13 protein-coding genes are annotated in these 15,015 nt (G+C 67.4%); 9 read left to right on the top strand and 4 right to left on the bottom strand.

Annotated elements, in window-relative coordinates; all coding sequences use genetic code 11:
* Positions 1-45: 45 nt before the first annotated feature.
* Together MLP_RS12935 and pdxT are read left to right on the top strand one after the other, a co-directional pair.
* Positions 46-1,308, top strand: a complete 1,263-nt coding sequence (locus MLP_RS12935; protein ID WP_013863550.1) for an ATP-binding protein — start codon at positions 46-48, stop codon at positions 1,306-1,308.
* A 161-nt stretch (positions 1,309-1,469) separates the two neighbouring features.
* Positions 1,470-2,084, top strand: coding sequence for a pyridoxal 5'-phosphate synthase glutaminase subunit PdxT (gene pdxT, locus MLP_RS12930; RefSeq protein WP_013863549.1), 615 nt, complete (start codon positions 1,470-1,472; stop codon positions 2,082-2,084).
* Between the two features lie 9 nt (positions 2,085-2,093).
* Here pdxT and MLP_RS26370 read toward each other — a convergent pair whose 3' ends face one another.
* Both MLP_RS26370 and MLP_RS26365 read right to left on the bottom strand, forming a co-directional pair.
* Positions 2,094-3,722 carry a cobalamin-dependent protein gene (locus MLP_RS26370; protein ID WP_172641566.1) on the bottom strand — a complete coding sequence of 543 codons (1,629 nt, stop codon included), beginning with the start codon at positions 3,720-3,722 and terminating at the stop codon, positions 2,094-2,096.
* A gap of 19 nt (positions 3,723-3,741) precedes the next feature.
* The gene (locus MLP_RS26365; protein ID WP_172641565.1) at positions 3,742-4,902 is read right to left on the bottom strand and encodes a DUF3048 domain-containing protein; all 1,161 of its coding nucleotides are present in this window, start codon (positions 4,900-4,902) and stop codon (positions 3,742-3,744) included.
* A 146-nt stretch (positions 4,903-5,048) separates the two neighbouring features.
* On the opposite strand from MLP_RS26365, the gene MLP_RS12915 reads away from it, so the two are divergent.
* Complete coding sequence (locus MLP_RS12915; protein WP_013863546.1) at positions 5,049-5,390, top strand: hypothetical protein; 342 nt, start codon at positions 5,049-5,051, stop codon at positions 5,388-5,390.
* Positions 5,391-5,561: 171 nt separating this feature from the next.
* A complete protein-coding gene (locus MLP_RS12910) occupies positions 5,562-5,765 on the top strand; it encodes a cold-shock protein (RefSeq protein WP_013863545.1) in 204 nt (67 codons plus the stop codon).
* Positions 5,766-5,885: 120 nt separating this feature from the next.
* On the opposite strand, the gene ppgK is transcribed toward MLP_RS12910, so the two are convergent.
* Positions 5,886-6,647: a polyphosphate--glucose phosphotransferase gene (ppgK, locus tag MLP_RS12905; protein ID WP_013863544.1), complete on the bottom strand. Its 762-nt coding sequence runs from the start codon at positions 6,645-6,647 to the stop codon at positions 5,886-5,888.
* Between the two features lie 376 nt (positions 6,648-7,023).
* Between ppgK and MLP_RS12900 the strand changes: the two genes are divergently transcribed.
* From MLP_RS12900 to MLP_RS12880, 5 genes are all read left to right on the top strand, one after another.
* Positions 7,024-8,364 (top strand): reverse transcriptase family protein, encoded by a 1,341-nt coding sequence (locus MLP_RS12900; protein ID WP_049804539.1) that lies wholly within the window; start codon positions 7,024-7,026, stop codon positions 8,362-8,364.
* A gap of 213 nt (positions 8,365-8,577) precedes the next feature.
* Positions 8,578-9,909: a histidine--tRNA ligase gene (gene hisS, locus MLP_RS12895; protein WP_013863542.1), complete on the top strand. Its 1,332-nt coding sequence runs from the start codon at positions 8,578-8,580 to the stop codon at positions 9,907-9,909.
* A gap of 145 nt (positions 9,910-10,054) precedes the next feature.
* Entirely contained in the window at positions 10,055-11,497 is a 1,443-nt protein-coding gene (locus MLP_RS12890; RefSeq protein WP_041792237.1) for a DUF2252 domain-containing protein, read from the top strand.
* Between the two features lie 73 nt (positions 11,498-11,570).
* Complete coding sequence (gene aspS, locus MLP_RS12885) at positions 11,571-13,343, top strand: aspartate--tRNA ligase (RefSeq protein WP_013863540.1); 1,773 nt, start codon at positions 11,571-11,573, stop codon at positions 13,341-13,343.
* A gap of 158 nt (positions 13,344-13,501) precedes the next feature.
* Positions 13,502-14,233, top strand: a complete 732-nt coding sequence (locus tag MLP_RS12880; RefSeq protein ID WP_013863539.1) for a DUF1361 domain-containing protein — start codon at positions 13,502-13,504, stop codon at positions 14,231-14,233.
* 4 nt (positions 14,234-14,237) lie between these two features.
* Here MLP_RS12880 and MLP_RS12875 read toward each other — a convergent pair whose 3' ends face one another.
* Complete coding sequence (locus MLP_RS12875) at positions 14,238-14,954, bottom strand: hypothetical protein (RefSeq protein ID WP_013863538.1); 717 nt, start codon at positions 14,952-14,954, stop codon at positions 14,238-14,240.
* Positions 14,955-15,015: the final 61 nt, after the last annotated feature.

The raw sequence follows: 15,015 nt of genomic DNA, 5'->3' as shown, positions 1-15,015 counted from the left end.
GACTTAGAGCTTGCAGAACAGCGACTTGCGGGGTGTCATAGTGCTGTGACTTCGAACGACATTCTTCCCCGCCATGCACTTCCGTGGGCGAAGGAGCTGGTCGAATCCTTCCCTGTTGTCGTCGTTGAGGGCGCGCGGCAGGTGGGCAAGAGCACGCTCGCCACGATGCTCGTCGAGGGCTCGGAACGCGCAGCGCGCTATCTCACGCTGGACGACGACGTTCTGCGGGCCGCCGCGCAGAACGACCCGCAGGCCTTCGTGAACCAGCTCCCCGACGGGATGCTCGTTATTGACGAGATCCAGCGCGCCCCCGAGTTGCTGCTGCCGATCAAGGCGTCCATTGACCGCCATCGCACCCCGGGCAGGTTCCTGCTCACTGGGTCGGCTGATCTGCTACGGCTCGAGCGGACGCCTGACTCCCTCGCGGGCCGAGCCGTCACACTGCCGCTGCGGACCCTGAGCCAGGGAGAGATCAACGGTCGCCTTGACGACTTCGTGACCCGCTTCGTTGCCGGCGTGGATCCCTTCGACGTCCGCTCGACAGTTTCGCGTGAGGACTACGCGAACCGTCTAGCAGCGGGTGGGTATCCGGAGGTCTTCCGCCGATCACCGCGACTGCGTACGGCCTGGTTCGACGGCTACGTAGACCGCATCGTCCAGCGAGATGCCCGCGATGTCCGACGCCTCGTTGACGGCAACCGCTTAGCAAGTGTCCTCCGTCTGGTCGCGGCGAACCAAGCCGGCGAGCTGGTTCGCGCCCGGCTCTCGCGGGACGCCAATGTCCCCGAGACGACCATGTCCGCTTACCTTGACCTCGTGGAGACGCTCTACCTCGTCGAGAGGATTCGACCGTGGCCAGGAAATCTCACGACTCGCCAGACCGGGAAGGCCAAGGGCATCATCACCGATTCGGCGCTCGCCATGCACCTCTCGGGGGTCACGCCCGCTCGCGCCGCCGCACTCGTCGGCGGTGGCGAACTACTGGGTCATCTGTTGGAGGGTTTCGTGGTCTCCGAGCTGCGCAAGCAGCAGACCTGGAGCGACACCAGGTTCTCTGTCTTCCACTACCGCGAGACGTCGGGTTTGGAGGTGGACGTTCTCCTTGAGCTCGACGACGGTCGGATCCTCGGCCTCGAGGTGAAGGCGAAGCAGACCTACATGCCTGAGCACTTCCGTGGCCTGCGGCGGCTCGCCGATCGACTGGGCGATAGGTTTCTGGGCGGGGTTGTGCTCGGCACCGCGGACCAGGGCGTGCGGTTCGGCGAGAACCTCGTCGGTTTGCCTATCGCCTCTCTATGGGAGCTCTGACTGGATTCGTCGGCGATCTCGTGGTTGCTCGGATGCGGTCAGAGTTACCTGCACGGGAATGCTCATCAGCACTGCGCCGTGGCCTGCGCGGGTGCCGCGGCAGCTATTCTGGCGGCCATGTTCGGCACTTCTCCTGCGGTACGTCGGCTGGCCTGGCACTGGTGACCGCGCGACCAGTCATCGGAGTCCTCGCCCTGCAAGGAGACGTACGTGAGCACGCAGCCATGCTGGTTGCTTGTGGTGCCGAGCCGCGGGCCGTCCGGCGACCCGAGGAGCTGACCGGCCTGGCGGGCATCGTGATCCCGGGCGGGGAGTCGACCACGATCGACAAGCTGTCCCGGATCTTCGAGCTGCGTGACCCGCTGGTCGCCGCGATCCGGGCTGGGCTGCCCGCCTACGGCAGCTGCGCCGGGATGATCATGCTCGCCAACCGGCTGGCGGATGCGCCGCCCGATCAGCAGACCTTCGGCGGCCTGAACGTCACGGTCCGGCGCAATGCCTTCGGCCGGCAGACGGAGTCGTTCGAGGCCGATCTGACCGGCGGCTGGCCGGCGGGCGAGCCTTTCCGGGCAGTCTTCATCCGGGCGCCTGAAGTGGTGGCGTACGGACCCGAGATCGAGGTGCTGGCCACGGTGCCGCGGGCCGACGGCTCCGAGCACGTCGTCGCCGTGCGCCAAGGCAGTCTGCTCGCAACCGCTTTTCATCCCGAGGTCGCCGGCGACGCCCGGATCCATGCCTATTTCGTGGAGTTGGCCTGCAACGTGGCGGCCGCTTGACCGCGGCTGCTAGCTGACAGGTTGGATGAGCCCGGGCAGTCCGGCGATGTCGTCCACGGTGCGAATGCCGAGCGCTCGGACCTGCTCGCTGACATCGACCGGGACCTCGCCACCGGTCTCCTCGTTCAAGACGCCACCCATGAAGATCTGCCCGTCGTAGTCGCGCTCGTGGACGGCATCGGCGATCGCCCGGGCCTGCCGGAGCGCGCCACCGTTGTAGGTCGAGACGATCACCGTGTCCGCGTTCTCGGCCTCGGCGGCGGCGATGACTGCCGCGGGATGCGAGTCACCGGGCAGCAGGATCACCTCAGCGCCAAGGGACATCAAGACTTTGACGAGTACGTCCCGGATCAGGTCGTGGACGTCGAGGCTGGCGACGACGATCCGGACCCCGTCGAGCCGTACGGACGTGTCGCGCATGATCGTGGCGAGCATCGAACGCGAGGTCTGCGCCTTCCACGGCTCGAGGTCGCCGAGACCCTTCGGTGGCCGCAGGTCGATCCGCGCCTCCAGCGTGCGGACGTCCATCCGACGCAGCGCGAGGAGGACATCGTACGCACGCCGGACGTCGACGCCGTCCTCCTCGAGCACGCCGAGCGCCCGTCGGGCCCACTCGTGGGCATACCGAACTCCCTCGTACGCCTGTGCTTCCAGCCGCTCCCAGGCGAAGAGATCTGCGCTCCGGCGGGCTTCACGCTCGATCTCGCGACCCAACTGGTGGACTTCGAGGATGTCGGTGGCATCCGGGATGCGGAGGTTCTCGGTCAACGGGACCGGATTGATGGCGTGGCCGGTCGGCCGTCGTAGCTGGGTGGCGATGTCGACCAGCAGATAGCTGGACAGGACCGCCTCGTTGTGCACCCGGTCCTTGGTGTAGTCCACGGTGTTCCCGTAGATCATCGAACCGACCGCATCCGGCTCGTGCAGCTGAGGCATGGCGAGCGCGATCAATGCCCGGGCGGCCGGCTGTGGAACCAGACCGCCGAAACAGTGGCCGAGCCGGGCGCCGAGCATTCCTTCGATGATGTGCGACTCCAGAGCCGCCCAGCCGAGGTAGTTCGCGTAGTGCTTGAGCTGCATCGCCGGGCCGTCGTCGAGATAGGAGTGCACGACCGCACCGCGATCCCGAGCTGCGGCCATCTGCTGCAGCGCTCCGACGGTCGCGGTGGTCACCTCGACGTCATCGCCGCCACCCGGGATGTCGAAGGTGAAGAACTGGCCGAGGTTGCCGACGGTGGTGACCCCGTGGGCCAGCGCGTGGCGGCAGTTCTCCTCGGATGCCGCCGTACCGATCATGAAGTCGCCCAGGTGCGGCTGGGACAAGGACTGCTCGCCGACCGCCCGCCACTCGTCACTGCTCAGGACGGGTCCGGTCTCCCGTGGGATCGAGTCCCGGCGGGCCTCGGGCAGACTCATCGCCCGGTCGAGACAGAGACCGAACCGATCCAGCACGTGTCCGCTCGCGGCCAGCTCACCGACCACGTGCGCCAGCGCCCGCAGCGTCGCGTCCCAGGTGTTCAGCCCGATGTGGGCGTGATACATGATCTTGCCGGTCGCCACGCATCGACGCTTGTAGTCGTACTCGGAGGCCAGACCCACCGAGCGACAGAACCCAGAAACGCCGATCTCCGTACCCACGGCCACGTCCGTGCCCCGATCAGCCGCCGATGCGGACCTTGGCCTTGTCGTCGGGCAGTTCCACGAAGGTCTGACCGGTGGCCATCTTGAGCGGGGTGCCGTCGGCGAGGGTGAAGCTGAACGGCTCGGCGACGCCGCCCTTCTTCCAGATACCGGTCACGTACTTGCCGCGGTTCGCGTAGTAGAACGTGCCCTTTTTGTTGATGATGTCGTGCAACGGCTCGTCATGCCCACCTCCTCGGAAGATCTTGCCGAAGTGGGAGTTGGCCTTGATCACCAAGACGTTGTCGACCGAGATCCGGGTGCCGTTGGCCATCACGTGCGGACCCCACGGCATGCTCCGCTTGTAGCGCTTGGTCTTGGCGTCGTAGCTGTAGGACATGAAGTAGTCGTCGCCCTTGTACGGCACCTTGATCTTGGTGGCCTTCTTGCCCTTGGTGGTGCTGACTTCGGCAGCCGACGACGCCCAGGGGAAGTATTGCTGCTGTGGGCCCTTGCGGAACCGCTTGGTTTGCTTGCGCAGCACCGCCGGGTGGCAGACCGTCGCTCGGTCGTAGTAGGTCTGGCCCTGGTAGGTGTAGACGCGTGACGGATCGGTCCCGTACGACCCGGTGCCCCGGGTGGCCATGTACGAGAGCATCCCCTCGACGTGCTTGCGGTAGTGCTTGACGTAGTTGATCACCCACCTGGCGGCGCCGGTGTTGCCGATGATGGCGTCCATCGGGCTCAGCAACGGGATGTCCACCGGCCGGATCGAGCGCACCGGCATCACGGTCTCCGCGTCCTTGGAGTGATAGACCGGGACCAGCCGGGTGCCGCTGTGCCCCTGGGCGTCCAGGTAGCCCTCCAACTCGACGAACACGATGTCGGCCTTGTCGATGCCTTGCTGCGGATGCTCGTACTTGTTGTCGGGCACCTTGACCGCGACCGCGGCATGGTGAGCCTTCTCGGGGTCTTTCAGCAGCACCCCGGTCAGCGGCCAGCGTGGCCTGGTGTCGACCTTGGGCGTGGGGGTCGGCGTCGGCGTCGGGGTGCTCGGTGCCGGCGAAGGCGGCGGTGGTGGTTCGGTCGCGGCGGGGGCCTTGCGATGGTTGGCCAATCCGAAGCTCAGTGCGCCGATGCCGGCCACACCGGCACCGCCCAGTCCCAGCAGCGCCGTACGCCGGCTGATCTTCGCCATGAACCCCTCCATCCGGCCGTCGGTCGGCCGTCTCTCGACTTGCGGTCATCGTAGGGCCGTCCACAAGGAACCGCTGGTACGCAGCGCCAAAGCACGCCGCCGATCTCGTGAGAGGCTGCGGAAATGGCTGATTCCACGCAGGCGCCTTGCTGGCCGTCTTCGTCGCCGATCTCGTGGCTCATATCGCCGTCCACCCGCAACTGCCGGACCGAGCCGAGTTGGCTCACATGGTGTCCGTCTCGACCCGGGCGCTCGGGGTGATCGTCCTCCCGCTGATCTTCGTCGCGTTGTCCGCCCTGGGCGTCTGGGACGTGCCTCGGGCACTTCGCGCTTCGACGATCGCGCTGATCGTGTCGCTGATCGCCATCGGCTACCTCGCCGCCAGACGGGTCCCGCTTCGGCTGGGCCAGCGTTTGATCGTCCTCTTCGCCGAGTTCACCCTCGGCATCGCGGTCGTGTTGCTCGAAGTATTGGCTCACCACGGCTGACGGTACGTCCGCAAGTGCAGCGTTGCTGTGGCAGACTAGGCGGCGCTGTTGCAGTTCTTGAGCCGTGGCCCGTGCTACGCCCCTGGGAAGTTGCGTGGGCGTTGGCTAGTCCGTCGTCCGACAGCGGGAGCCTCGCGAAGGTCGGAGTCTCCAGACGGAAGGTGAACAAACATGGCGCAGGGAACTGTGAAGTGGTTCAACGGCGAGAAGGGCTACGGCTTCATCGCAGTCGACGGTGGCGGTGCTGACGTCTTCGTGCATTACAGCGCGATCGACGGCAGCGGCTACCGCAGCCTCGATGAGGGTCAGCGGGTCGAGTTCGAGACCACGCAGGGTCCCAAGGGTCCGCAGGCCGATCGGGTTCGCGCGATCTGAGCTGAGCCGTTCGACCCGACAGGGTCTACGACACCTCGAGCGCCGGTCTGCGGACCGGCGCTCGAGGCGTCTCCGGGCTCTGGCTTTCTCTGGGCTCGGAGTGGGTGCCGAGACCTGGCGTCAGCCGGCTTGCTGGGTCTGAGCGGCCGCAGCGGCGGCACCGATGATGCCGGCGTTGTTGATGTTGGTGGCGAGCACGATCGGCGTGCGTGGCTTGAGATAGTGCAGCCAGAGTTCTGGGTTCTTGGTGATCCCGCCGCCGAGCACGAACAGCTTCGGCCAGACCAGCCCCTCGAGATACTTCAAGTAGTGCTCCGCGTGGCCGGCCCATTCCTCCCAGGTGTGGTTGTTGCGCTTGCGGGCGGAGGCTGCCGCGTACGTCTCGGCGTCGAGTCCGTCGAGCTCGAGATGGCCGAACTCGGAGTTCGGCACCAGTTGGCCGTCGCTGATCATCGCGGTGCCGATACCAGTGCCGAGAGTGACCAGCAGCACCACACCTGAGACACCCTTTGCCGCGCCGAACCGCGCCTCGGCCAGGCCGGCCGCATCGGCGTCGTTGAGGAAGACGCTCGGCCCCGACAGTCGGGATCCGACCAGCTCCGCGAGTGAGGCACCGATCCAATCCGGATGCAGGTTGGCCGCCGTGTGCACGACGCCGTCGAGGACGACACCGGGAAACGCCACGCCGACCGGACCAGCGAAGTCGAAGTGCGCCGCGACGGCTACGACGGTGTCGGCAACCGCGGCCGGCAGCGCCGGACGCGGGGTGTCAAGCCGGAACCGGTCGCTGACCAACGCTCCGGTCTCGAGATCGACCAAGGCTCCCTTGATGCCGGTGCCACCGATATCGATGCCCAGCGCAATATTCGCAGTCTCGTTCACTGTGTCCCTTCCGTGAAACCTCGTCGGTGAAGTCTGGTGCGGGCGAGGGGAATCCCGCCCGGAGGGGAGGCTAAACCACCCAGGAGAATGAATGGAGTGTGGTGGCGCCTCGCGAGAATCCGAGCCGCTTCGGCGGATCGGCGCCCGAGGCTCCCTCCGGTGACAGCACGTTCACCCTGCCGCAGGTCCGCAGGTGCCCCGCTGCGCTTCGCGCAGGAACGCACCCGCTCAGGCAAGACAGGTCGCCCGGCGCCACCACACTTCAGCCGTGCCGGGGAGAAAGTCAGCCTGACCGGGAGTGTCAGGCTGACGGGGAGTGTCAGGCTGATGGGGAGTGTCAGGCTGACCGGGGGAGTCGGGCTGGTTGGGGGTGGTCATGCGCATCGACCCGGATGAGGGGATCGCCCGCGGGCTCGCCTGGGCACTGCTCGCCGCAGCCGAGTGGGACAAGGCGGCGCTGACCAGCGCGCTTGGCCACGCACTCGGTCGCCGGCATCGCTGGATCCCGAAGGTGGTCACCGAGGTGTTGGCGGCCTATCCGCGGGCCCCGATCGATCGGCCTCACGAGCTGACCGGATTCCTGCGGACCGGAACCTCGTTGGTCCACTCTCTCGCCCGAGCCCGCCGACAGGGTCGCGCCGTCCGGCTCCAGCACATTCCGATGGTCACCGGGACGATGGGGCTGCGCCACTGGCCGGTGCCTGAGATCGACGATCTGGGCGGACTCGCCCTGCTCCTGGAACTGCCTTTGGAGCAGTTGATCTGGGCAGCTGACACCCAGGGCCGGCAACGCGCGACGCGGTCTGGACCGCTGCACCTCTACCGGCACACCTGGCGGCCGAGACCCGGGGCAGCGCCCCGGCTGCTCGAATCCCCGACTCCGTTGCTGCGAGCGGTGCTGCGCCGGGTGCTCGATCGCATCCTGGTGTGGGTGCCGGTACATCCGGCAGCGCACGGATTCGTACCCGGTCGCAGCGCGCCCAGCAATGCCCGGGCACATGTTGGCGCGGACGTCGTCATCTGCCTCGACCTGCGTACCTTCTTCACCTCCATCACCGCCGCCCGAGTCAACGGGCTGTTTCGCGTGATGGGCTATCCCGAACCGGTGGCCTGGACGCTCGCGGCCTTGTGCACCCATCAGACTCCGGCCCACGTCCTGGCGGCGATGCCGGCAGGTGGTGACAGCACAGTGCGGCACCGGCAACGTGCTGAATTGCGAGTTCGGCACCTGCCGCAAGGTTCGCCCACCTCGCCGGCGCTGGCGAATCTGGCAGCTCACGGATTGGACCGCCGGCTCGCTGGGCTGGCCGACAGGCTCGGACTCACCTACACCCGCTATGCCGACGACCTGACCTTCTCGGGCAGTTTGGGGAACGGGATCGGCGTACCTCGGCTGGTCGGTGTCATCGGCGAGATCGTCCGCAACGAAGGTTTCGTGCTCAACACCAGCAAGACTCGGGTTCGACACACCGGTGAGCGGCACGAGATCACCGGTCTGGTCACCAACCAGCAGCTGTCGGTGCCGCGGGCGTACCACGACCAACTGCGAGCGGTGCTGCATGACGCGGTCATGCACGGCCCGGCAGTCGCCAACCGAGCTGGACTGCCGAACTTTCGTGACCACCTGGCCGGTCGCGTCGGCTGGGTTGAGTCGGTGAATCCGGTGCGCGGGCGCCGGCTCCGCGCCCAGTTCGACGCCATCGCCTGGCCCGACTGACGAATCCCAATCGATGAGAACTCCGTCTCGGCGGCTGACGGAAACCGTTAGACCTCACCGACGGGACTTGAAGTTCGAGAATCTGCCACACAGGCGGCGGATCCGGCGGGTAAATCGCGTGAGGAAGATGGTGTGTGGCAGATTATCGAAATCTGCACCCGGCTGGCACTGACGCTGTAGCGGCCTTCTTGGGCACCACTAGGATCGAGCCCCGTGAGTCGACCCCGTCCGCTGTCCGGTTTCCCCGAATACACCCCTGAGCAACGCATCATCGAGCAGTACGTGCTGGATCGGCTGCGGGAGACCTTCGAATTGCACGGGTTCGCGTCGATCGAGACCCGGGCGGTCGAGCCGCTGGACCGGCTGGCCAAGCAGGGTGAGATCGACAAGGAGGTCTACGTCGTCCAGCGGCTCCACGCTGCCGAGGACGCCAAGGCCGAACTCGGATTGCACTTCGATCTGACGGTACCGTTCGCACGGTATGTGTTGGAGAACGCCCACCAGCTGCAGTTCCCGTTCCGGCGCTATCAGATCCAGAAGGTCTGGCGCGGGGAGCGACCGCAGGAGGGCCGGTTCCGCGAGTTCACCCAGGCCGACATCGACATCGTCGACAACACCACCCTGGCCGCACACCACGACGTGGAACTGCCGCTGGTCACGTTGCAGGCGCTCGAGCGGTTGCATACGGACCTGGGGCTGCCACCAGTCCTGATGCGGGTCAACAACCGGCGGCTGGCTCAGGGTTTCTATGCCGGGCTTGGCATCACCGACACCGCCGCTGTGCTGCGGCAGGTCGACAAGCTGGACAAGATCGGCCCCGACAAGGTCATCGAGCTGCTGATCGAGCAAGGACTTTCCGATGCCCAGGCCCAGGCGTGCGTCGGCCTTGCGGATATCTCCACAGCCGATGCCTCCTTTGTCGACCAGGTTCGGGCCCTCGGCGTCACAGACCCAGAGCTGGACGAAGGCCTGGCGCTGCTGGCCGCCGTGGTCGAGACAGCCCACCGGCACGTGCCGGGCCGGCTGGTCGCCGACCTCAAGATCGCCCGCGGCCTGGACTACTACACCGGCACTGTGTACGAGACCGAACTGGTCGGCTTCGAGAAGTGGGGCTCGGTGTCCTCCGGCGGCCGGTACGACTCCCTGGCTTCCGACGGAAAGACCACCTACCCGGGCGTCGGGCTCTCGATCGGGGTCACCCGGCTGCTCGCCCCGCTGTTCTCCCGTGGTCTGCTGACCGCCTCACGGCCGGTGCCCACGGTGGTGCTGATCGCAGTGGACAACGAGGAGTCCCGTGACGACGCGATCGCAGTGGCCGAGCGGCTGCGCTCCCGCGGCATCGCAACGGAGGTCGCGCCGAAGGCGGACAAGTACGGCAAGCAGATCCGTTACGCCGACCGCCGTCGGATCCCGTACGTGTGGTTTGGCGTCCCACCGCACAGCGAGGTGAAGGACATCCGCACCGGCGAGCAACTGCCGGTCGATCCGGGGCGTTGGGAGCCCGAGGGCGTCGACTTGAAGCCGACGGTGCGTGGGCCGGCCTGACGAGCGCCAGGCGTGACAGACGGGAGGCTCAGTTGCGCTGATACGGCGTGTCGCGCGCGTGGCAGCGTTTGAGCCGCGGGTTTGTCACTCCGGCGCGCCGCGCTGGCGGGTGTCACAGCCGAACTGGCAGGCTCATGCCGTGACGATGCCGCGGACCGGGCACACGGTGCTCGCCGAAGCTGACAGCGCGGCCTTCGGCTCCTTGCGCCGGTGGCCGAGCTCCCGCAAGGAGCGATATGCCCTTGGCAAGTCGCTGCGCAAGAAGGTTCCCCGATCCTCGCTCGGGCACTGGGAGGTGCGCAGCGACCGGCCCGATCCGGTAGCCCTGATCCAGCAGTCCCATCAGGGTCGGCTCGATTGGCTGATCCCGATCCGGGTGGCGCGGATGGTCGGCTCGCCGTACGGGTTCCTGCGCGGCAGCGCGGTGGTGATGGCCGAGGACGTGGCCAAGTTGCCGGCCACCGGCATCACACCGGTGATCTGCGGCGACGCTCACCTGGGCAACTTCGGTTTCTACGCCTCGCCCGAGGGCGAGTTGGTGATCGACCTCAACGACTTCGACGAGGCTCACCCGGGCAGCTGGGAGTGGGACCTGCGGCGCCTGGTCGCGAGCATCTGGGTGGCGGGCCGGGAAAACGGCAGCAGTGAGCGCCAATGCGCCGACTCGGTCGCCTCCTGTGTGCGGGCGTACCGGGACGAGGTTCGCTATCTCGCCGACCAGCCGCTGCTGATGCGCTCCTACAACCGGCTGGACGTGGAGCGGCTGCGGGAGACCGCGACCGAGAAGTCATTGCGTGCCGAGATAGCTCGATCCGCGAGACGCGCCCGGCAGCGGACCTCTGACCGGGCGCTGCCACGATTCACCCGCGAGCACGCCGGGCTGCGGCAGATCGTCGAGGAGCCGCCGTTGATCACCCACATCATGCGCTCGGAGGAAGAGGCGATCGGGATCGCCTTGGACGACTATCTGGGCACCCTCGCCACCCACTGGCAGCGGGTGGTCGGCGGCTACACGATCGTCGACATCGCCCACAAGGTGGTCGGCGTCGGGAGCGTCGGCCTACGCGCGTACGTGGTGCTGTTGCAGGGCAGCAGTCCCGACGACATGGTGTTCCTGCAACTGAAACAGGCTCGCCGGTCGGTGCTGGCGCCGTATGTGCACGGCGAGTCCGCCTGGCACGCCCACCAGGGCCAGCGCGTGGTGGAGTATCAGCAGGCGCTGCAGACCGTCAGCGACCCGCTGCTCGGTTGGACCACGGTGGGGGAGCATCAGTACTACGTCCGCCAGTTCCGCAACATGAAGGGCACCATCGCACTCGATGCCATCGACGCGGCCGCGCTCACCGACTATGCCGGCATAGTCGGTCATCTGCTCGCCAAGGGCCACGCCCGGACCAGCGGTGCGTCGATGATCGCCGGCTACTTCGGCAAGGGAGACGACATCGAACGGGCGATGTGCCGGTTTGCTGCCGCGTACGCCGACCAGACCGAGGCCGACCATGCCGCGTTCGTAGCCGCCGTCAAAGCGGGTCGGCTGCCGATCGAGCCGGGCGCGCTGGACAGCCGCGGATCGGCATTTCGTCCCTGAGCCGGCGGGAGCCCGTAGGATCGACCAGCCGTACGCGACCGCGTATCGGCAGCGTCCGAGGAGGAATCGTTCCGTGATCCGCACCCACGGCGCCGGCACCCTGCGTGCCGCCGACGCCGGTCAGTCCGTTGTCCTTGCCGGCTGGGTAGCCCGCCGCCGAGATCACGGTGGGGTGGCGTTCGTGGATCTGCGGGACGCCACAGGTGTCGCTCAGGTGGTGATCCGCGACGAGATCCTGGCGGCCGGGGGCGCGCACGACCTGCGCAACGAGTACTGCATCGCGGTCAACGGCGTGGTCGAGCTGCGGCCCGAGGGCAACGCCAACCCGGACCTGCCGACCGGTGAGATCGAGGTCGCGGCCACCTCGATCGAGGTGCTGAACCCCTCCGCGCCGCTGCCGTTCCAGATCGACGAGCGGGTCACGGTCGGCGAGGAAGCCCGGCTGAAGTATCGCTATCTGGACCTGCGTCGACCCGCCCCCGCCGCGGCGATCCGGCTGCGCAGCAAGGTCAACCAGGCGGCTCGTTCGGTGCTGCTTGACCGGGACTTCATCGAGATCGAGACGCCGACGCTGACTCGGTCCACGCCTGAGGGTGCGCGTGATTTCCTGGTGCCGGCCCGGCTGAAGCCGGGCAGCTGGTATGCGCTGCCGCAGAGCCCGCAGCTGTTCAAGCAGCTGCTGATGGTGGCGGGGATGGAGCGCTACTTCCAGATCGCCCGCTGCTACCGCGACGAGGACTTCCGCGCCGACCGGCAGCCGGAGTTCACCCAGCTCGACATCGAGATGAGCTTCGTCGACCAGGACGACATCATCGAGCTCGGCGAGGCGTTGGCCACCGCCATCTGGGCGCTGATCGGCTATCAGGTGACGACCCCGTTCTCGCGGATCACCTATGCCGACGCGATGGAGCGCTATGGCACCGACAAGCCGGACCTGCGGTTCGAGACCGAGATCACCGACCTGACCGGCTTCTTTGCCGAGACGCAGTTCCGGGTGTTCCAGGCCGACTATGTGGGAGCGGTCGTGATGCCTGGTGGTGCCTCGCAACCGCGGCGGACCTTCGACGCGTGGCAGGAGTTCGCCAAGCAACGCGGGCACCGAGGTCTGGCGTATGTCACGTACGCCGAGGACGGCACCCTCGGCGGCCCGGTGGCCAAGAACATCTCCGAGACCGAGCGCGCTGGGCTCGCCGCCGCCGTCAGCGCCCAGCCCGGCGACTGCGTGTTCTTCGCCGCCGGGGCACGGCGGGGAGCTCAGGCGCTGCTGGGCGCGACCCGGCTGGAGATCGGTCGCCGCTGCGGGCTGATCGACCAGAGCCAGTGGTCGTTCGTCTGGGTGGTCGACGCGCCACTGTTCGAGCCGGCCAGCGAGGCGGTCGCCGCCGGTGACGTGGCGGTCGGCTCGGGTGCCTGGACCGCGGTGCACCATGCGTTCACCTCACCGAAGCCGGAGTCGCTGGACACCTTCGACACCGATCCGGGCTCGGCCTTGGCGTACGCGTACGACCTGGTCTGCAACGGCAACGAGATCGGCGGGGGCTCGATCCGTATCCACCGCCGCGACATCCAGGAGCGGGTGTTCGCGGTGATGGGGCTGTCCGCGGAGGAGGCGCAGAGCAAGTTCGGCTTCCTGCTGGACGCCTTCCAGTTCGGGGCGCCGCCGCACGGTGGCATCGCCTTCGGCTGGGACCGGATCTGTGCGCTGCTCTCGGGCAGCGACTCGATCCGCGACGTGATCGCGTTCCCGAAGTCGGGCGGTGGCGTGGACCCGCTGACCGACGCACCGGCCCCGATCACTGCCGCGCAGCGCAAGGAGGCCGGTGTGGACGCCAAACCGGCGTCCTGACTTTGGTGCCTTGAGGTGCCAGTGCAGTTCGGGCAGACTCGGGGATCGGACTCCAGGCGTCTCCAGTCCAGTCATCCCGGCCCCTGTCGAATACCTCCGGAATCGCCTCGGCTGACCAGATCTTCGTCGACTGACCGGCGCTCGACTATCGTTCGGGTATGTCGGACCTGGTCGCGGAGCATAGAACTCGGTCATCGGACTGGCGGTCGCGACCGGTGACCTGGCTGGTCGGGACCGGGTTCGCGCTCGCCGTGCTGTCCCTCGTCGGGGTGGGCCTGCTTGTCGTGCGGGCCGATCGAGCGGGTCAGCCGGCCTTCGCCTTCCTGCAGTGGAATCTCTTCCTCGCCTGGATTCCGTTCGTGCTCGCGACCTGTCTTGCGGCTGTGCATCATCGGCGCGGTCCCCGCCCGCTGCTGTGGGCGCTCGGTGGAGCTTGGCTGCTGTTCCTGCCCAATGCGCCGTACATCCTCACCGACTTCATCCATCTCGGACGTCGGGACGGCGCGCCGTTGTGGTTCGATGCCGCGCTGATCGGCACCTTCGCCGCCACCGGGCTGATCCTCGGGTTGGCCTCGCTGCTGATCGTGCATCACGTCGTGGAGGCGCGGTCCGGGCGCGTGGTCGGCTGGGTCGTGGCGGTGGGATCCCTGGTGCTCAGCGCACTCGGCGTCTATCTGGGGCGCTTTCCCCGCTTCAACTCCTGGGACGTGATCACCGATCCGAACGGACTGATCGCGGTGGTGCTGGAGCGGCTCGCCGATCCGCTCGGCAACCCGTTCCTACTGCGGTTCGGCCTGTTGATGTCGGTCCTGCTGCTCGGCTGCTATCTGGTCGCCTGGGTGCTGGGGCGTGGAATCCTCGGGCCGCTCAACGGCCGCGTCACCCGCTGAGGGATCACACCCGACTTGCGCGGCGCATGAGCAGGCGACGGCCGATCACGTTCGGCAGCACGACCCACAAGCCCGCGGTGATCACCAGTTGCGCCCAGTTGAGGATGGTCATCGGGCCAGGTACGAGGTGCCCGGCCGCCCCCAGTGGGGTAAGCCAGTCCGCGGTGCCACGGGGGGCAAGGAAGCCGAGCAAGACGGTGACACTGATCGGCACGACGATGGTGCTCAGCGCGGCGAGGAAGAGTCGGGGAACCAGCAATCCGGCGGCGCAGCCGACGCCGACCGGGATGAGTTGCACCAGCACACTGCCGATGGCCGTCGGCACCGCGCCGGCCCAGGGATCGGCCAGCGGCTGAGACCCTTGGGCAACCATCACCGCGACGCCGGAGATCACGGCGACATACACGCCCATGACCAGGCCGTAGATGCCGGCAGCGATCCAACGGGTACGCAGCGGCTCGGCCGTCCGCGATCGGTAGTCGCCGTCTCGGTCCCGCAGGTCGAAGGTCAGCACCGCGGCAGCGAACGGCGTCAGCACCGAGACGGTGAGCTGGGCGAACGGCGTCACATCGGCGAAGGTTCGCATCTCAGCGGACAGGAAGAACGCCAGTCCGAACGCGGCACCGGCACCGACCAACACGGTCGCGATCACCAACGCGATCCGGGTCTCGCTGGCGAACAGTGCTCGCAGGCCGTCGCCGACGGTGCTTGTGGTCTTCACGTGCAACAGCTTTCTCTAGTCCCGGGAACGTGCTGACGCTATCCCGGTTGCTGACGGAAAA

It is taken from the genome of Microlunatus phosphovorus NM-1 (genome assembly GCF_000270245.1).
GTDB lineage: Bacteria > Actinomycetota > Actinomycetes > Propionibacteriales > Propionibacteriaceae > Microlunatus > Microlunatus phosphovorus.
The sequence above is the reverse complement of the archived record's forward strand: the minus strand, read 5'-3'. Positions and strand labels throughout refer to the sequence as shown.